The sequence below is a fragment of the Streptomyces sp. NPDC001544 genome (genome assembly GCF_042894285.1).
Classification (GTDB): domain Bacteria; phylum Actinomycetota; class Actinomycetes; order Streptomycetales; family Streptomycetaceae; genus Streptomyces.
This window is the reverse complement of record NZ_JBIAVN010000002.1, coordinates 568,388-586,261: the sequence shown is the minus strand read 5'-3', so window position 1 is coordinate 586,261 and position 17,874 is coordinate 568,388. Positions and strand designations below refer to the sequence as shown.

Here is a 17,874-nt window from a genome sequence, read left to right as displayed (position 1 = left end):
CGCGGGCGCGGATGCGTGGACACCTGGTCACCACCGCCCGGCGGCGCTCCCCGTGCGGCGGACGGCGGCGCATGCCAGCGTGGCCCCATGACCACACTGCAGGCACGGTCGTCCGTGCCCATCGTCGACGAGCGACGGTGGCGCGCGCTCGGGGTGTGTCTCACCGGCGGGTTCATGACGGTGATGGACACGTCGATCGTGAACGTGGCCCTGCCGTCGATGCAGCGTGGCCTGGGGGCGGCCCAGGCCGACCTGTCGTGGGTGGCCTCCGGCTACGCGCTGACGTACGGGCTGTCCCTGGTGCCGGCGGGCCGGCTGGGTGATCTGCGCAGCCGCAGGGAGACCTTCCTCGTCGGGGTCGCGCTGTTCACGCTGGCCTCGGCGGCCTGCGGACTCGCCTCGGCCGCCGGGTGGCTGGTGGTGTTCCGGCTGCTCCAGGGTGCGGCGGGTGGCCTGATCGCGCCGCAGAGCTCGGGGCTGATCCAGCAGATGTTCCAGGGGCGGGAACGGGCGCGGGCATTCGGCATGTACGGCAGCGTCGTCGCCGTCGCGACAGCCGTCGGCCCACTGGCGGGAGGCCTGCTGATCCAGGCGTCCGGCGGCGACGACGGCTGGCGCTGGGTGTTCTACATCAACCTGCCGATCGGCGTGGCGGTGTTCGCGGCGGCGCTGCGGCTGCTGCCCCGCGCCCCTGCGCGGGAGGGCCCGCGGGAGGGGTTCGACCTGCCCGGTGTGCTGCTGCTGGGGACCGGTGCGCTCGTGCTGATGCTGCCGCTCGTGCAGGAACAGCAGTGGCCCGGGCGGCGCAAGTGGGCGCTGGTTCCCGTGGCAGCGGTCATCCTGTTGGCGTTCTGGGCGTGGGAACGGCGGCAGTTGCGGCTGCGGCGGGGACCGCTGGTGGACCTGCGGCTGTTCAGACGGCGGTCGTTCTCGCTCGGCGCGCTGGTGAGCTTCCTGTACTTCGCCGGGTTCACCTCAATCTTCTTCGTCTACACGCTGTTCCTGCAGAACAGCCTGGGCTACGGCGCGCTCGCGGCCGGGGCGGCGGCGACGCCGTTCGCGGTCGGTTCGGCGGCCGGTGCCCTGGCCGGGGGCCGGCTGGTCATGCGGTACGGGCGCATGCTGGTGGTTCACGGTCTGTGCGGTGTGGCGGTGGGACTGCTCGGGGCCGTCGTGGCCGTGCAGTTCGCGCCGGGCCGGGGGGTGGCGTGGGCGGCGGCGCTGCCCCTGCTCGTCGCCGGGATCGGGTCGGGCCTGACCGTCTCCCCGAACACCACGCTCACCCTCGGCCGTGTCCCGGTCCGCCGTGCCGGGGCCGCCGGGGGCGTGCTGCAGACCGGTCAGCGGATCGGCTCGGCGGCCGGTATCGCCGCCGTGGGGGCCGTGTACTTCGCCCACCTGGCCGGCCACGGCCACGTTCCCGCGGCGCTCCAGCTGGGCCTGGGTACCGCTCTGCTGTTCGTGCTGATGGCGCTGGGGCTGGCGGTGGCGGATCTGCGGGAGTGATCCCGTACGGGGCCAGGCAGGCCGGTGCGCGGCCCGGACCTCGTTCCCGGGTCAGGACCGGCGTCGCGGCTTCCCCCGCTTGGGGCTCTTCGCGCCGGCGGCGCGGCTCCTCGGATTGCGGCCGCTCGTCTTGCCGGCGGCGGGCTTCTGCCGGGCGGCGGCGGTGTCCGGGCGCTTGCGGCCCGGCTGGGTCTCGGGCTGCGCGGTGCGGCCTCGCGTGCTGTTGACGGTGCGGCCGCGGACGATGCCGATGAAGTCCTCGACCAGGTCGGTGGTGGCCTCCTCCGGCCAGGACAGGGCGATGCTCGACCGGGGGGCGTCCACGACCGGCCGGTAGGTGAGGTCGCGACGGTGGTGCAGACGGGCCAGCGACTGGGGGACGACGAGGAGGCCGACGCCGGCGGCGACGAGTTCGACGGCGTCCGCCGTCGTCGCGGGGCGCTCGAAGGCGGGCTCCCCGGGCGGACTGTCCCAGTCGAACACGTCATCGAGGGGGTGGAAGAGCACCTCGTCGGCGAGGTCGTCGACGGACACCTCCTCGGCCGCCGTGATCAGATGGTCCTTGGGGACCACGACCACAGAGGTCTCGGTGTAGAGGGGGATCGCGCTGAAGAACGTACGGTCCACGGGCAGCCGTACGAAGCCGGCGTCCGCCTCCCCCGCCCGCAGTACCCCGGGGGCCTCGGCGGCCGTCACCTGGAGGAGGGTGAGCGGGATGTCGGGCAGGCGTTCGTTCCAGATCCGCACCCATTTGGCGGGCGTCACTCCGGGGACGTACGCGAGCCGGAACGACGGTGATTCCTGCGAGCCTGTCACACCGCCAGGGTATCGGCCGTGTTCGGAAGCCCCGAACCCGGCCGATACCCTTGTCCTCATGAAGTCGCAAGCGAACACCCAGACGATGAAGCCCGCCACCGCGGCGAAGAAGCTGGGTGTGTACCTCCCCGCCACCCCCGCCGAGTTCCAGGAGGGTGTGGTCACGCGGGCCGAACTGGGCGAGCTCCAGGCCAACCCGCCCGAGTGGCTGCGGGAGCTGCGACGCACCGGCCCGCACCCCCGTCCGGTGGTCGCGGCGAAGCTGGGCGTGTCCATCGCGGGCCTCGCGCGCGGCGGTGTGACCGAGGCGCTCACCACCGAGCAGATCGAGGCGCTGAAGCAGGCCGGCCCCGAGTGGCTGGAGAAGGAGCGCGCCACCCAGGCGGAGGTCCGCAAGGAGACGGTGCGGATCAAGAAGAAGAACGCCGAACGCGCCGAGCGCTCTCGCCCCTGAGACCGGAGCCGGTCACTTCGGCTCCCCCGACACCGACGCCCCCGTCGCCGATTCCCGGCGGCGGGGGCGTCGTGCTGTCTGTGGGCTTGGCCACGTCGATCATCCGCCGCCAGGTCTTCGGTGCCTTCCGGCCGAGCTTGCTCAGCCAGTCCTTGCGGATCATCAGGGTCATCGCCTGGCGGGAGTACGGGATGCCGTAGTGCTTGCCGTCCCGGCCCACGGTGGAGGCCCACGACTGTCCGCTGATCCGGCCGTGACCAGGGACGGCACCGGGGACGATCGGCTTCAGCAGGCCCTGGCTCTGGTAACTGCCCATCAGTGCCGTGTGGTTGATCATGACGTCGGGCAGGTCCTTGGTGGACGCCCGCGCCTGGAGCTGCTGGTCGAAGTTCATGACCGGCTGGTAGTCGATCTTGATACCGGTCTTCTTGGTGAACGCCGCGAAGACGCGGCCGTAGGTGACGGCGGAGTCCGGGTCGCTCCGGGTCCACAGCTCGAGTGTGTTCGGATCAGCGGACCCGGCCGCGGTGGAGCTCGACCACGACGTCCTGGACCGGCTGCACCGGCTGTATGGGGACTCCGGTGTGCGCAGCCGCGACGACACCGGGTACATGCGCCGGATCCACCCCGAGTACGAGCTGCGGCTGCCGCGATGGTGACTCCCCCGCCCGTGGGGCGTTGTCAGTGGCCTGCCCTAGAGTTCCCGTCACTTGATCACAGTGGTGCGGGGAGGCACGCATGGGGTGGGTGCAGGCGGGCGACTACGAGGTCGCCCTGGACGGCGGAAAGGTGGTGTGCCGCAACGCGTCGGGGCGGCGGCTGAAGTCCGTCCCCGCGAAGCTCGCCGACGATCCGTCGGTGGTGGGGCTGCGGCAGCTCGCCGAGTGGCTGGAGCGGCACGAGCGCCAGTGCCTGGCCGACGTCGAGCGGTGGATGGTCCGCTCGCTCCCGGTGCCCCTCGCCGTCATCGCCCGGGTGTGGCCGGACCCGGCCTGGCGGTCCGCCCTGCGCGACCTGGTGGTCACCGACGCGGACGGCGCGGTCGCGGGCTTCCTGCGGGACGCCGACGGCGAGCGCGGCCTCGGCCTGGTCGACCTCGACGGCGACACCGTGCGCGTGGCCCCCGACCTCGTCCGTGTCCCGCACCCGGTGCTCCTCGAGGAGCTGGAGGAGCTGCGGGAGTTCGCCGTGGAACTCGGCGTGGAGCAGCGGGCCCAGCAGCTCTTCCGCGAGGTGTTCCCCCGCCCCGCCGCCGTCGACGGCGACAGCACGCACGTCGAGGACTACGCGGGCGGCTCGTTCAAGGAACTGCGCTTCCTGCACGGCAGGGCGACCCAGCTGGGCTACCGCGTGCGCGGCGGCAACTGCGTGTACTCCGTGCTGGAGGACGGCCGCGGCGTCGAGGCCCGGGTGTGGATCGGCGACTACGACGGCTACGAGGAGACCGAGACCGGGCCGCTGATGTGGACGGACACCGCGGGCCGGGCGCTGAAGCTCGCTCGGGTCGGCCCGGTGGCCTGGTCGGAGGGCATGCGCATGGCGGCCGCGCTGTACGCCGGGCGCGACATCGAAGACGAGGAGCGGGCGGCATGACGACGTACGACGAGACCACCATCGCCGCGCTGCTGGACTCCGGCGCCGTCCTGCCCCCGGGCAGCACCGCCCGCGAGGACGCCGACACCCTCACCGTCCGCACCTACACCCACCCCGCCCTGGACGATCGTCAGGTGGTCCGGCTGGTGCCGGGCACCCTCGGCGAGGCGGAGGACCTCGCGCTGGAGTTCCTCGGCCTGGCCCGGGAGGCGGAGACACCCGAGGTCGGCCAGGTGCGCCGGGAGACCCTGGGCTTCCCCGCCTGGGCGCTGGTCAACGACCCGGCGAACGGGCACCACGCCCTGGCCCTGGTCAAGGACGTCGAGCGGCTCGCCCGCCAGGCCAAGTCCCGCCCCGGCAACGCCAAGGACGGTTTCGAGGCGCTCGGCGTGCGGCTCGGCCGGGCCGTGCCGCACTTCCTGCCGACCTTCTACGAGCAGGCCGCCCGGGTCTTCCTGCAGCACGAGAACACCACCTACGCCGCCGCGTTCTTCGGCAAGGCCCGCGAGGCCGAGCGGGTGCACGCGCTGACGGTCGACGAGGAGCGGCAGCGGGCGGTGTTCCTGGAGTTCGCCTTCGCCGGGGCGCTGACGGTCAAGGCGCTCAAGGAGCATGTGAAGGATCTCGCGCGACGGCTCGACCCGGTCGCGGCGTGGGCGCAGTTCCGGCAGCTCACCGTGGAGCGCTGCGCGGCCGGGATGCCGCCGTACGCCTCCCTGCCGCAGGACGCGCGCGGTCTGATCAGGGCGGCCGGCCTGGACCGGGTGACGGAGGAGTGCGCTCTCCTCGCCGACCTGCTCGCCTCGCCCGCCGCCGTGCGCGCCCCCGCCTCCTTCTGGACCGCCTACCGCGCCACCCTGCCGGTCCTCGCCGAACAGCGGCCGGCGGTCCGGGCGCGGCTGCTGGAGATCATGCCGGCGGGGCTCGGCCGGGCGGTCGAGGACGACGAGTTCTGGCTCACGCTGCTGGCGGAGTGCGGCGCGGACGGACTGCTGACCGGAGTGGACGAGGCGGGCGACGGCACGGGGCCCGGTGTCGACGCCGCCGACTGGCTGGGCCGTTGGGCGCTGCACCGCAAGCACGGCAGCGCCTACACCCGGCGTTCACCGGCCACCCTGGCGCTCGTCGCGCGGATGGCTCCGGGGCTGCGCGCCGCCGGGCGGCCCGTCGATCTGTTCAGCGGCCGCTGGCACGCCGGTGCGGACCTCGACCTGCTGGACCTGTGCGCGGCCGAGGGCGTCCCGCTCGCCGTGCCCGACGCCGAAGTGGACGTGTACCTGGCCCTGGAGCGCTGGCTGCCCGACACCGCGCCGCCCGGACGGCGGGATCTGGTCGCCACCGCGGCGGACCCGCGGCTGCGGCGCCTGCTGCACGGGTCCATCGGCACACTGGGCAACGGACGGCAGGTCACCGCCGAGGTGCTGGCCGCCCTCGCCGCCCATCCCGTGCTCGGTGACGTCCTGCGCGAGTGGCTGGACGAGGCGGCCGGGGAGTTCACCCGCGCGGTGGGCCTGCCCGGCGCCCGCACCGCCCTCGACCGGCTGCGTCCCTTCCGGTCGGTCGCTCTCCAGGCCGCGCCCGAAGCCGTCGCCCGGATCGCGCGGCACGCGGTCGCGCCGCTGCTCGGCCGTACGCTGCGCGCGGGCATCCTGGACGAGCTGGGCTGGCCCGCTCTGGAGGAGGGGCTGCGGCTGCTCGACGGCAAGCCCAGGAAGGGCGAGGACAACACGCTCACCGTCACCGAGGCCTGGCCCGCGCTGATCCTCGCCCGCAAGCACAAGGCGGTCGTCGTCGGCTCGGAGGGGATCCTGCTCGAGCACGAACTGCGGCTGCCCGACGACCTCGACCGCTGGCAGCGCCCCCGGTTCCGGTACACCGACGGTGAGCTGCTGGTGATGTGGCGGCAGGGCAGCAAGCAGTCCGGCTACTGGTCGGCCCGGCCGTCCGAGGTGTTCCCGCTGGCCGGCGAGCAGCTGCCGAGCTACTGGTCCGGCGGCTACACCGACACCCCCTCGATCCCGCTGCCCGGCGGGGGCCGGGCCACCGGAGGCCGCACGCTGCACGCCGGGGACACCGTCCTGCCGGCCGGCCGTGCCGTCCTCGGCGACGGCACGACGTACTGGCGGCAGGGTCGACAGGGCAGGCAGACGGTGTGGCTCGAGTACGACCCGGCCACCGGTACTCACGGCCGCGCCTCACTGCCCGCCTTCCTGCGGTCCGGCATCCGCGAGGACGCTTCCCTGCTGCCTGGGGACTGCGAGGTCCTGCCGCTGCAACCGGGCCTGGAGAACAGCCCGTTCGGCACCGACGGCACGGTCCTCGGCCGCTGGGTGCGCACGGAGGGGAAGGGCGCCGAGGAGGTGACGACCGCGGGCACCCCCGATGGCCGGACCGTCAGCCTGCCCGTCGAGCGGGGATGGCGGCGGGTGCCGCTCGGCGCGCTGCGGCTGCCCGGCGGCGCCGAGCCGGTCGTCGGGCAAGGCCATCGGACGGTGTTCCTGTACGCCGGCGAGGACACCTCCGCCGCCGGGGTGCTCGGCCGGGTGACCCTGCACGAGCAGGGCGGAGAGTTCGCCGCCGGGACCCGGTTCGTGCCGCCGGTCGCCTTCTGGCACGCCCTGCGGCCCCGCGACGAGCGGTCGTCGGCCGTGCTGCGCGCCCTGACGGACGAACAGACGGCCGGGGTACTGCGCGTGACGGCCGAGGCACTGGCCGAGCGGCTGGAGCAGGTGGCCCGGGCCGGTGGTCCCGGGTCGTCCACCGACGCCGCCGGCACCAAGCCCGCCGTGCCGACCGCCGACGTGGTGGCCCGGCGTGCCGTGGCCCGCGCCCTGCCCGGCGTTGTCGACGAGCGGATACTCATCGGCGTGGCCGCGCTCGTGCGTACGGCACTGCGGATCGCCGAGTCGGCCGCTGCCTTCGCGGCACCGCCCGTGGAGCGGTCTCGGCCGGACCGCCGGCGGACCGAGGGCATGTTCGCCGACTACGGTCCCGAACTCGGCGACGACCGCGCGCTGTCCACGGCCTCCGCCGGACTGGCCCACCTCGGCTCGTGGTGGGGCGGCCAGCGGTGGAGCGCGCTGCGTCAGATCCGGTCCGTGAACCACGTGCTGTCCGGCAGGCCGGCCGACGGCAAACCGCTGCCGGACCGTGAGCGGATCGCCGCGCTCGGCGACGGCTGGCACACCGATGAGCACACGATTCCCGGCATCGGCATGGTGTGGACGAACCTGCTGTCCGTGCTGCGGCCGCTCGCCTACCGCGCCGCCTGTGCCGCCCTGCCCGACACCGAGCGGGAGGCACTGCTCCTGCTGTTCGAAGCGTTGACCGAGGGGCCGCTCGTCACCGCGTCCGGGGACACGCTCCGCGAGATCGTGCTGAGCGAACCGCACGACAAGCAGGAGCGGGCCGGTCAGGTGCTGCGCCGGGCCGGCCGCACGGTCGTGATCCTCGGCTGCCAGAGCATCGACGTCCACCACGATCGCGTCAACTGGCTGGCCCTCGACCACGACCCGGCCGGCGCGTTCGGTGCCGTGGCCCACTTCACCCTGGGCCGGGAGACCCGGCACACGCCGGAGATCTCCGCGGACCGGCTGGCCACGCTCACCCGGCTGATCCGGGACAAGGGCGCCATGCCCTGGTGGCCGCAGGCCCCCGCCGCGCTCGCCGCCGGGACACGTGACGGACTGGGTCCCGTGCAGGCCACCGTGCTGCTCGCCGGACTGCCGGACCGTCCGGGCGCGGAGGTGTTGGCCACGATCGGGCTGAAATCGCGCCAGCTCGACTTCGGCAACCGCATGCTGGCCCCGCTCGGCGTGGACGGCCGCACGTCGCTCGTCGCCGCCCTGCTGCCCGAGGATCCGGCCGACCTGTGGGTCTCGGGTCCGGACATCGGGGCCGCCGGCCGGGTGTGGGCCGAGCGCCACGGCTCGCTCGTGCGCCTGACCGAGGAGCTCGCCGCCGAGCTTCCGGTGGGCGCCGGTGCCGCCGAGCAGGTGCTCAACCCGGGCCGCACGCCCTGGCTGAGCCGCACCACGGTCCTGCGGCCGGACAAGGACGGCGACCTCGTCTGGTCGGACCCGGCCGCGATCCCCGGCCGCCACGACCTCACCGGCGCCGTCACCGCCCTGGCCGCGCTGGCCTACTGGCTGCCGTACGGGCACCCGCTGCGCGCCGCCCTGCCGGACGGTCTGGCCGCGCTGCGCCGCCGGCTCACCGATTCCGAGCTGCTGCTCGACCTGGACGTCGCCTGGGCCGAGAAGGGCGGGCCGACCGCCGTCGAGCTCCGCAAGGCGTACGGGCTGCCCGCCACCGGCGGCGCGGACCCCCACGGACGGACCCGGGTGGGCGAGGCGCTCGTCCTGCGCCCCTGGTACGGGGACAGCGAGAGCGTCCTGGTCCGCCCGGCCGCGCTCACCGGCCCGGACGACGACGTCCTGCTGCTCCTCGAAGGCCTGGTCGGGCCCGCGCGCGGCGAGGGCCTGCGGGCCCTGCGCACGGTCCTCGGCGACGAACTCGCCCTGGCCGTCGCGGCCGGCGGCGACGGGCCGGCGGGCCACGCCCAGGATCCGGGCGTCAGCGTTCCCGCCCTGGTGGCCGAGGTCGCCGCCGCGCACGGCCTGGGAGAGGACGCGGCGGCGCTCTACCTGCAACTGCTGGCCCTGCCCGACCCGACGGACCGCAACTGCGCCCGCTGGACCGGGTGGAAGCCCGCCCGGCTGAAGAGGGCCCGTGCCGAACTGGCCGGCACCGGCCTGGTCGTCGAGGCCAAGCGCCCGCGCGCCGGGCGCACCCTGTTCCTCCCCTGCGGCTGGTACGACCTGAAGTCCCCGGCGCTGCCGGTGGAGACCTGGAAGGAAGGGCTGTACCCGGTCCCACCGCACCACCGTGCCGTGCCGCTGCTCCCGGTGCCCGCGCTGTTCGCCCGCGCCTGGGACCGGGTGCGCGCGGGCGACGCCCCCGCGTACGAGGAGCTGACCACGCGGGCCACACGCAGGGGGCACCGCCGATGAACGCCAGTGACGAGCGACCGACGCCCACCGGGCCGCCGATGAGCGCCCGTGACGGGCGGCCGACGCCCACCCTCCGTACCCGCGCCCCGAAGGACCGCCGCCGATGACCACCACCCTCGTCCCCGACGCCACCCGGCAGATCGTCCCGCCCGAGGACCGGTTCGCCACCGAACTGGCCTTCCTCGCCGCGTACGACGACGGGCCGCGTCCGCCCGCCTGGCGGCTCACCCCGCGTGCCGTCGTCACGTTCGTCATGGGCAGTGACGGCCGGGCGCTGCGGCTGCCCGACGGTGCGCAGGTGGCCGAGGGGGTGCCGCGCCGGCTGGTGGTGGAGGGCAAGTTCGTCGGCGACCGGGCGCTCGTCGAACGGTGTGTGGTCACACTCGCCGGTGAGCGCGGTCTGCTGCTCGTCGGCGAGCCGGGCACCGCCAAGTCCATGCTGTCCGAGCTGCTGTCCGCCGCCGTGTGCGGCACCAGCGGTCTGGTCGTGCAGGGCACCGCGGGCACGACCGAGGACCAGCTCAAGTACGGCTGGAACTACGCCCTGCTGCTGGCCAAGGGACCCAGCCGGGAGGCGCTCGTGCCCTCGCCCGTGCTCGCCGCGATGCGCCGGGGCGCCATCGGCCGGGTGGAGGAGGTCACCCGATGCCTGCCCGAAGTGCAGGACTCGCTGGTGTCGTTGCTCTCCGAGCGGCGTATCGCGGTCCCGGAGCTGACGGGCACCGAGGACGCCCTCGCGCACGCCGCGCCGGGTTTCAACCTGATCGCCACCGCCAACCTGCGGGACAAGGGTGTCTCGGAGATGTCCGCCGCGCTCAAGCGGCGTTTCAACTTCGAGACGGTCGGCCCGATTCCGGACCTCGACGCGGAGACCGCGCTGGTGCGTCAGCAGGCGCGGGCCGCCGTGGAGCGGGCCGGGGCGCCGTTCCAGGTGGACGACGCCGTCCTGGAGGCCCTGGTCACCGCCTTCCGTGACCTGCGCGAGGGCCGCTCGGCGGAGGGCTGGGAAGTCGAGCGGCCCTCCACGGTGATGAGCACGGCCGAAGCGGTGTCCGTCGCGGGCGCGCTGGGGCTGGCCGCGGCCTACTTCCCGGGGGACCGCGACGTGCTCGGGCTGCTGCCCGGCCACCTGCTCGGCGTGGTCCGCAAGGACGACCCGGCCGACGCGGCCCGGCTGCGCGGCTACTGGGACGGCCCCGTGCGCCGCCGCGCCGAGCAGGGGTCCGCCACCTGGCGCACCCTGTGGGACCTGCGCACGGTCCTGGAGGGCTGACGGCCGTGCCCCTCTCCCCTCTGCTGTCCCCCGACGAAGCCGTCGCGGCCCTCACCGGTCCGGTGGCGCCCTACCTCATCGGCGTACGGCACCACTCGCCCTCGCTGGCCGCGGTCGTGCCGGCGTTGCTGGATACGGCGAAGCCGGACGTGCTGCTCGTCGAACTCCCCGCCGAGTTGCAGGAGTGGCTGCCCTGGCTCGGCCACGAGGAGACCCGGGCCCCGGTCGCACTCGCCGCCGCGCCCGGCGACTCGGGCGGCGGTCCGGCGTTCTACCCCTTCGCCGACTTCTCCCCGGAACTGGCCGCCGTCCGCTGGGCGGCCCGGCACGGGATCCCGGTCGTCGCCTGCGATCTGCCGCTGGGCGACCGGGCGTGGGGTGAGGAACGGCGTGACCAGGGCAGGGCAGCCGGGCCGGGACTCGTCGGCGCCCTGCGGTCCCGGCTGACCGGCCGTCCCGGCGACGACCTGTGGGACCGTCTCGTCGAGGCCACCGCGCCGGGCTCCCCGCCCGAGGCGGTGCGCCGGGCCGCGCTGCTCGCGGGGTGGGCGCTGCGCGAGGACGCGGCGGGGTCGGGCGGGGTCCCCGAGGTGGACCTGCGGCGCGAGCGGTGGATGCGCGGCCGCCTGGCCGACGCCACGGCGGGTGGCGAGCGGGCGGCCGTGGTCGTCGGTGCCTTCCACGCACCGGCATTGCTGCCCTCGCCCGAGGAGGCCGCACCGGACCGTGCCACGCCGGCCGGGACCGGTGACGGCCCCGTCTGGACCACCTCGCTCATCCCGTACACCTACGCGCTGCTGGACGAACGCTCCGGTTACCCCGCGGGCATCCGGGACCCGGAGTGGCAGCATCTGGTCCTCGACGCGGCGGGTGATCCGGCCGCGCTGGAGGAGGCACTGACCCGCGCGGCCGTGCGGGTGTGCGCCCGGCTGCGTGCGCTCGGCCATCCGTCGGGGCCCGCCGACGCCCGGGAGATCAGCCGGCTCGCCGGAGACCTCGCGCGGCTGCGCGGACTGCCCGCGGCGGGCCGCGGCGAGCTGGTCGAGGCGGTGCAGACGGTGCTGGCCCAGGGCGAGCCGTACGGCCGGGGACGGGCCGTCGCCCGGGCCATGGAGCAGGTGCTCGTGGGCACGCGCGGCGGACGCCCCGCACCCGGCGCGCCGCGCAGTGGCCTCGCCCCCGCCGTGGAGGCGGAGCTGTCCGCTCTGGGGCTGCCCGGGCCGCAGGACGGCGCGTCCGGCGCGGCCCGAGACCTGCGCCTCGACCCGCTCCGCTCCGACCTCGACCGGCGCCGCGAACTCCTGCTGCGCCGGCTGACGGTGTGCGGTGTGCCGTACGCGGAGGCGAAGGAGGTCGTCGGCGCGGGCGGCGCGGAGGCGCTCACCTCGCGCTGGGAGGTGCGCTGGACGCCGGCCTCCGCGGCCGTGCTCGCCACGGCGGGAGTGCGCGGGGTGACCCCGGCGCAGGCCGTCGAGGGCCTGCTGCGCGAGCGTCGGCGCGCGGAGCGGGACGAGGGCGGGCCCACCGCCGCCCAGGCCCTGAGCGGTCTCGAGCAGGCGGCTCAGTGCGGGCTGCCCGGCCTCGCCGACGAGCGGCTCACGGACACCGCCGAGGTGCTGCCGCAGGCCGGGACGCTGCCCGAACTCCTCTCCGGGCTCGCCCTGCTGGACCGGCTGCGGTCCGGGCACATCGCCGGGCTCGGTGCCGACGAGGAGCGTACGGCGCGGGCCGCGGCCGTGACCGAGGCGCTCACCGCCGCCGCGGTGCGCCAGGTGGACGGGCTCACCGGATCGGAGGACCCCGCCGACGCCCACGCCCTGCTGGCCCTCGCCCACCGCGCCGACCGGTTGGGCGGCATCCGGCTCGCCGACGCCCTCGCCCGGCTGGCCGCGGACGGTTCCCCGTTGATGCGCGGCGCCGCCGGGGCCGTACGCGTCCTGCTCGGCCACGAGGACGCGGAGGCGCTCGGCGGACGCGTGGCCTCCTGGGTGGACACCGCCTGCGATCCGCAGTCCCGGTCCGCGCTGACCGCCCGGCTCACCGGGCTGCTGACCGCCGCCGGCCAGCTCCTGGAGGCCGCGCCGCCCGCACTGGAGCCCCTGCTCGCCCGGGTGTCGGAGCTGTCCGACCAGGACTTCCTGGACCGGCTGCCCGCACTGCGGGGAGGTTTCGACACGTTGAGTCCGGCCGCCCGGGACCGGCTTCTGGCCGGTGTCGAGGAGCGCCTGGACAGCAGCCGTGTGGCGGACACCGGTGAGGTGGGCCCGGCGGCCCTCGCCACGTGGACGCGCGCGGACCTGGCGGCCCGCGAGGTGCTGCGGACGCTGGGGCTGCTTCCGCCGCCCGGTGTCACGGACGGGCGCGGGCCGGCCGACGGCGCCTCAGGAACCGGCGTGTCCGCAGCGTCGGACACGCCGGGCGAGGACCACCGGCTCGCCCCCGTCGACCGCTGGCGTCTGCTGCTGGGCCGCCGCACGGACCGCCTGCCCCGGGATGCGGCCGCCCTGGCCACCGCGCTGGACGAGTTGTACGGCAGCGGACGCGGCGAGGGCAGCCGGGGCGACCTCACCGGAGCGGGCCGGGGCGGCGGGCGCGAGGCGCCGTATCCCGGAGTGCGGGAGTGGTCGCAGGAGCTGGCGGCGCTGTTCGGGCCCGGCATCCGGGAGGAGGTGCTGGCGGCGGCCGCCGCGGCAGGCCGACGGGACGTGTTCGCCGAGCTCGACCCCGACGCCGTACGGCCCTCGGTCGACCTGTTGCGCAGTGTGCTGCGGCATGCGGGCGGGCTTCCCGAGGCCCGGCTGGCCGCACTCCGGCCGCTGGTGCGGCGCCTGGTCGACGCGCTGACCCGGCAGCTGGCCACTCGGCTGCGCCCCGCCCTGCACGGCACGGTCCTGCCCCGCCCCAGTCGGCGCCCGGGCGGCGGCCTCGATCTGGCCCGCACGCTGCGCGCCAACCTGCCGACCGCGCGGCGCGGACCGGACGGCACGGTCCAGGTCGTCCCCGAGCGGCCGGTCTTCCGCACCCGTGCCCGCCTGGCCGCCGACTGGCGGCTGATCCTGGTCACCGACGTGTCCGGGTCCATGGAGGCGTCCACGGTCTGGGCCGCTCTCACGGCTTCCGTGCTGGCCGGGGTGCCGACCCTGTCCACGCACTTCCTGGCCTTCTCCACCGAGGTCATCGACCTCACCGACCATGTCGAGGACCCGCTGTCGCTGCTGCTCGAGGTGAGCGTGGGCGGCGGCACGCACATCGCGGCGGGGTTGCGGCACGCCCGCGAGCTGGTGACCGTGCCGTCCCGCACCCTCGTCGTGGTCGTCAGCGACTTCGAGGAGGGCTATCCGCTCGGCGGGCTGCTCGCCGAGGTCCGTGCCCTGGTCGGGGCCGGCTGTCATGTCCTGGGCTGCGCGAGCCTCGACGACACGGGCCGGCCCCGGTACTCGACCGGCGTCGCGGGACAGCTCGTCGCCGCGGGGATGCCCGTCGCGGCCCTCAGCCCGCTCGAACTCGCCCGCTGGGTAGGGGAGAAGATCTCATGAACCCGGACCTGCCTCCGGTCGCGCCGTCCGTGACCGCCGAACTCGTCGGGGCGCTGTCGCCCCGGTTGCGGGGTCGGCTGGACGCGGGCGTCACCAAGCTGGCCGCCCGGCCGGTCGTCGTGGACGGCGACCTCGTGCGCATCGCCCTCGACGACGACACCGAGCTGGAACTGCACGCGCCCGGCGGCCTGGTGGGCAGCGCGGACGCGATCCGCTGCGGATGCCTGCTCGCCCCCGCCTGCCTGCACCGCGCCGCGGCCGCTTCGGCGGCGCCGGTCGCCGAACCAGGACCGTCCGGCCCCACGGAGGCGGTGCCCCCCTCCCCCGCCGGGCAGGAGGTGCCCGCGGAGCCCGGGACGGCCACCCCCGGCCAGTGCGCCGCCGCCCGGGCGGTGCGTGAAGCGGCGGCGGCCGTGCTGGACGCGGGCACGGACGGCGCGGGCGCGGTGCTCCAGGCGGAGTTGCTGCGCGCCGCGCACACCGCGCGGCTGGCGGGTCTGCCCCGGGCCGCCGCCTCGGCGGTCTCCGCGGTCACGGCGGTGCGCGCGGCCCGCGCGGCCGATCCGGCGTACCGGCTGACCGACCTCGTCGCCGACCTGCGCGAGGCGTTGTCCGTGGCGCACCGGCTGCCCGCCGCCACCGGCCCGGAACTCGCGGCCCTGCGTGGCACGGTGCGGCAGCCGTACACACCCGACGGTTCACTGCGCCTGTACGGTCTGTTCTCCGAACCCGTCCTGACGGCGACCGGCTACGCGGGCGCCGTCACCTGGACCGCCGACGCCGACGGCCGGCTTCACACGGTCTCCGACGTCGCCCCGGGCGGCGCCGGGCGGGCGGTGGGCGCGGCGGACCGTGCGGTGCGCATCGGTGACACGACCCTCACCCACCGCGAGTTGTCGCGTGCCGGGCTGGCGGTGTCCGGTGCGACGGTGTCGCCGACGGGACGGCTGGGTGCGGGGGCGGGGGTACGGGCCGTCCGCGCGTCCGGTGCCGACTGGGGCGGTGAGCCCCTCGACCGGCTGTGGGCCGTGCCCGTCGGCGACCAGGTCCGGCGGGCCCTCGAGGGCGGTCACGATCTGCTCTTCCTGGAGGTCACCCTCGCCGGTACGGTCCGTGAGGCGGCGGGCGACTGTCTGCTGGCCGACTGCGGCGGACGGATGCTCCGGCTGGCCGCCGCCCACGACCACCCCGCGCTTCCCGACCGCGACAACCTCCGTCTGCTGGCCGCCGCCCGGGGCAGCCGGCTGCGGATCGTCGCCCGCCTCGTCCCGGCCCCGCAGCCCCGGGCCCTGCTGCTCGCCACGGAGCACCCCACTGCCGCGGGGACGCGTGTGGACCTCGGTCTGGACCGCCTCCAGCGCGCCGACCTGCCCACCGAGGCGCCCTCGGCCGCCTCCCTCCCCGTGGCCGCACCGGACGAGCCCCCGCTGCATCTGCTGCGCCGCCGCGTCCACCAGGCCGCCTCGGGGGGCCGGCGCGTGCTGGCCTTCCCCGGGGAGGGCGGCGGCGACGGTCGCCGACTGCGCGACCACGGTCTGGCGACGGCGGGCGATCTGCTCGACGAGCTCCGGTCCGCCGCCGCGGACCGCGGTCGCGACGCCTTCGGCCGGCTGCTGCCGGCCGACACGGACCGTTTCGCCCGCGCCTGGCTCGCCGCCGCGCTCTACACGGAGGAGGTGGACCGCGCGCTGTGCGCCGCGGCGTGGGCCTAGGGGACGTCTTGTCGATCATCTGTCGAGCCAGCTGATCGACAAGACGTCCCCTAGGCCGGGCCGTCGAGGGTGGTGAGCGCGCCGCGGAGGATGGCCGGTGGTGCCCCGCGGCGGGGATGCCCCCGCGCGTGCGGGCCGGCGACTACTGCGACTGCGCCCAGTGGCGATAGGCGGCCACGGCGGTCGGCAGTGTCGGGAAGATCCGGTCGGTGCCCACGGAGTCCGTCAGGCCGTATGCGTCCAGGTCGTCCAGCAGGTCCTGTTTGACGCGGGCGAGGGCGAACACCACGCCGCGCCGGACCAGTTCCGCGCGCAGTGCGTCGACGGCGTCCAGCGCGGTGATGTCGACCTCCACATTGGCCTCCGCGTTGAGAACGAACCAGCGCACCGCGCCCGTCTGCTCGTCCACGGCCGCCAGGGCCCGGCGTCGGAAGTTCTCCGCGTTGGCGAAGAACAGGGGGGAGTCGTAGCGGTAGACGAGCAGGCCGGGGATCGTCCGAGCCTGCGGGTAGTCGTCCACATCGTGCATGCCCGCCACGCCGGGGACGAGGCCCTCCACGGCGTCGTGCGGGCGGGCCACCCGTGTGAGCAGCTCGGCCACCGACAGGCCGACGGCGACGAGCACCCCGTTCAGGATGTCGAGGGTGAGTACGCCGGCCAGGCAGCCGAGTGCCAGCATGAGTTCCCGTCGGCGGAACGACGCGAGCCGTCGGAAGCCCGCCACGTCGATCAGGCGGATGGCGGCGTAGACCACGAGTGCGCCGAGCACGGCCGACGGTGTGCGGGACAGCAGAGGGCTGAGGAAGAGCAGGACGGCGAGTACGGCCGCACCGGCGACGAGTGAGTACGCCTGGCTGCGGGCGCCCGCGGAGGACGCGAGCGCGGTGCGGCTGGCGCTGCTGCTCACCGGGAAGCCCTGCAGCATTCCCGCGCCGAGATTGGCCGCACCCAACGCCAGCAGTTCCTGGTCTGCGTCGAGTTCCCGGCCGTCGGTGCGGTCCGTGAAGGCCCTGCCGGTGAGGATGAAGTCCGTGTAGCCGACGAGGAGTACGCCGAGCGCGGGCAGCACCAGATGGGGCAGTGCGGCGAGGTCCGGCAACCGGAACCCCGGCAGCCCGGACGGCACTTCCCCGATCACCTCGATCGAGTAACGGTCGTCGAGGTCGAAGACGGCCACGGCCGCCGTGCCGAGCACCACCAGCAGCAGGGGGGCGGGAAGTACGCGGAAGAGATGCGGCACGGCGAAGAGGAAGCCCACAGCGGTGGCGGCGAGGATCACGGTGGCCGCATGCGCCTGCGACAGGTGCCGCACGAAGGACCACAGCTGGGGGAAGAACGCGTTCCCCGTCGTCCGTACACCGGTGACCCTGGGCAACTGGTCGACGATCATGATGCAGGCCACGCCCGCCAGATAGCCCACCAGGACGGGCCGCGAGAGGAGATCGGCGACGAACCCGAGCCGGGCCGCCCGGGCCGCCACGCACAGCAGGCCTACCGTGATCGCGAGGGTGGACGCCACTACGGCGTACCGGCCCGGGTCCCCCGCGGCGAGCGGGCCGATCACGGTGGCCGTCATCAGCGCGGTCGTCGACTCCGGGCCGACGGACAACAGCCGGGAGGAACCCAGCAGCGCGTACAGGGCCAGGGCGGGCAGGATCGCCCAGAGCCCGGTGACCGGCGGCAGCCCGGCCACGCCCGCGTACGCCATGACCTGCGGCACGAGGTATGCGGCCACCGTAGCTCCGGCGAGGAGATCGCCACGCAGCCACGAGCGACGGTAACCGGCCGCCGCGGCGATCCCCGGTGCCAGGCGGCGCCACCTCGGTTCGTGCCCGCCCCTCTGCTCGGCCATCGGGTTCCTTCCGCCACGTCCCGGCATCGTCCGCCTTCGGGGCGGCTGGGATCATGGTGCGCGATCTCCCGCCGCCGCCCTGGCTTCGACGCCCGTCCCGACGGTGAAACCACGCCGTCC

Annotated in this window: 10 protein-coding genes and 1 pseudogene; 8 read left to right on the top strand and 3 right to left on the bottom strand. The window is 75.3% G+C overall.

Annotated elements, in window-relative coordinates; genetic code table 11:
* Window positions 1–87: 87 nt before the first annotated feature.
* A complete protein-coding gene (locus ACFY0F_RS08015; RefSeq protein WP_388790607.1) occupies window positions 88–1,506 on the top strand; it encodes a DHA2 family efflux MFS transporter permease subunit in 1,419 nt (472 codons plus the stop codon).
* 51 nt (window positions 1,507–1,557) lie between these two features.
* Here the strand turns inward: ACFY0F_RS08015 and ACFY0F_RS08010 are convergent, their stop codons facing one another.
* A complete protein-coding gene (locus ACFY0F_RS08010) occupies window positions 1,558–2,322 on the bottom strand; it encodes a LysR family substrate-binding domain-containing protein (RefSeq protein WP_388790604.1) in 765 nt (254 codons plus the stop codon).
* 58 nt (window positions 2,323–2,380) lie between these two features.
* Here ACFY0F_RS08010 and ACFY0F_RS08005 point away from each other — a divergent pair, with 58 nt between their 5' ends.
* Window positions 2,381–2,776, top strand: coding sequence for a DUF5997 family protein (locus tag ACFY0F_RS08005; RefSeq protein ID WP_388790601.1), 396 nt, complete (start codon window positions 2,381–2,383; stop codon window positions 2,774–2,776).
* On the opposite strand, the gene ACFY0F_RS08000 is transcribed toward ACFY0F_RS08005, so the two are convergent.
* Entirely contained in the window at window positions 2,733–3,188 is a 456-nt protein-coding gene (locus ACFY0F_RS08000) for an extracellular solute-binding protein (RefSeq protein ID WP_388791319.1), read from the bottom strand. The genes ACFY0F_RS08005 and ACFY0F_RS08000 overlap by 44 nt on opposite strands.
* Window positions 3,189–3,300: 112 nt before the next feature.
* Between ACFY0F_RS08000 and ACFY0F_RS07995 the strand changes: the two are divergent.
* The 6 genes and pseudogenes from ACFY0F_RS07995 to ACFY0F_RS07970 all read left to right on the top strand — a co-directional run.
* A pseudogene (locus ACFY0F_RS07995) lies at window positions 3,301–3,435 on the top strand (glucarate dehydratase); the annotation flags it as partial.
* Between the two features lie 79 nt (window positions 3,436–3,514).
* On the top strand, window positions 3,515–4,369 hold the full coding sequence (locus tag ACFY0F_RS07990) for a DUF4132 domain-containing protein (RefSeq protein ID WP_388790598.1): 855 nt from the start codon (window positions 3,515–3,517) through the stop codon (window positions 4,367–4,369).
* Window positions 4,366–9,381: a hypothetical protein gene (locus ACFY0F_RS07985; protein ID WP_388790596.1), complete on the top strand. Its 5,016-nt coding sequence runs from the start codon at window positions 4,366–4,368 to the stop codon at window positions 9,379–9,381. Before ACFY0F_RS07990 ends, ACFY0F_RS07985 begins: the two co-directional genes overlap by 4 nt.
* 103 nt (window positions 9,382–9,484) lie before the next feature.
* Window positions 9,485–10,654, top strand: a complete 1,170-nt coding sequence (locus ACFY0F_RS07980) for an AAA family ATPase (protein ID WP_388790593.1) — start codon at window positions 9,485–9,487, stop codon at window positions 10,652–10,654.
* Window positions 10,655–10,659: 5 nt separating this feature from the next.
* Complete coding sequence (locus ACFY0F_RS07975) at window positions 10,660–14,190, top strand: DUF5682 family protein (RefSeq protein ID WP_388790591.1); 3,531 nt, start codon at window positions 10,660–10,662, stop codon at window positions 14,188–14,190.
* Window positions 14,187–15,902 (top strand): hypothetical protein, encoded by a 1,716-nt coding sequence (locus tag ACFY0F_RS07970; RefSeq protein ID WP_388790587.1) that lies wholly within the window; start codon window positions 14,187–14,189, stop codon window positions 15,900–15,902. The genes ACFY0F_RS07975 and ACFY0F_RS07970 overlap by 4 nt, the downstream gene beginning before the upstream one ends.
* 142 nt (window positions 15,903–16,044) lie before the next feature.
* Here ACFY0F_RS07970 and ACFY0F_RS07965 read toward each other — a convergent pair whose 3' ends face one another.
* Window positions 16,045–17,754 (bottom strand): SulP family inorganic anion transporter, encoded by a 1,710-nt coding sequence (locus ACFY0F_RS07965; protein ID WP_388790585.1) that lies wholly within the window; start codon window positions 17,752–17,754, stop codon window positions 16,045–16,047.
* Window positions 17,755–17,874 lie beyond the last annotated feature (120 nt).

Bases quoted from the DNA above. Each gene is read 5' to 3' on its own strand.
- ACFY0F_RS08015 (WP_388790607.1), top strand. From the start codon at position 88: ATGACCACACTGCAGGCACGGTCGTCCGTGCCCATCGTCGACGAGCGA.
- ACFY0F_RS08005 (WP_388790601.1), top strand. From the start codon at position 2,381: ATGAAGTCGCAAGCGAACACCCAGACGATGAAGCCCGCCACCGCGGCG.
- ACFY0F_RS07990 (WP_388790598.1), top strand. From the start codon at position 3,515: ATGGGGTGGGTGCAGGCGGGCGACTACGAGGTCGCCCTGGACGGCGGA.
- ACFY0F_RS07985 (WP_388790596.1), top strand. From the start codon at position 4,366: ATGACGACGTACGACGAGACCACCATCGCCGCGCTGCTGGACTCCGGC.
- ACFY0F_RS07980 (WP_388790593.1), top strand. From the start codon at position 9,485: ATGACCACCACCCTCGTCCCCGACGCCACCCGGCAGATCGTCCCGCCC.
- ACFY0F_RS07970 (WP_388790587.1), top strand. From the start codon at position 14,187: ATGAACCCGGACCTGCCTCCGGTCGCGCCGTCCGTGACCGCCGAACTC.
- ACFY0F_RS07965 (WP_388790585.1), bottom strand. From the start codon at position 17,754: ATGGCCGAGCAGAGGGGCGGGCACGAACCGAGGTGGCGCCGCCTGGCA.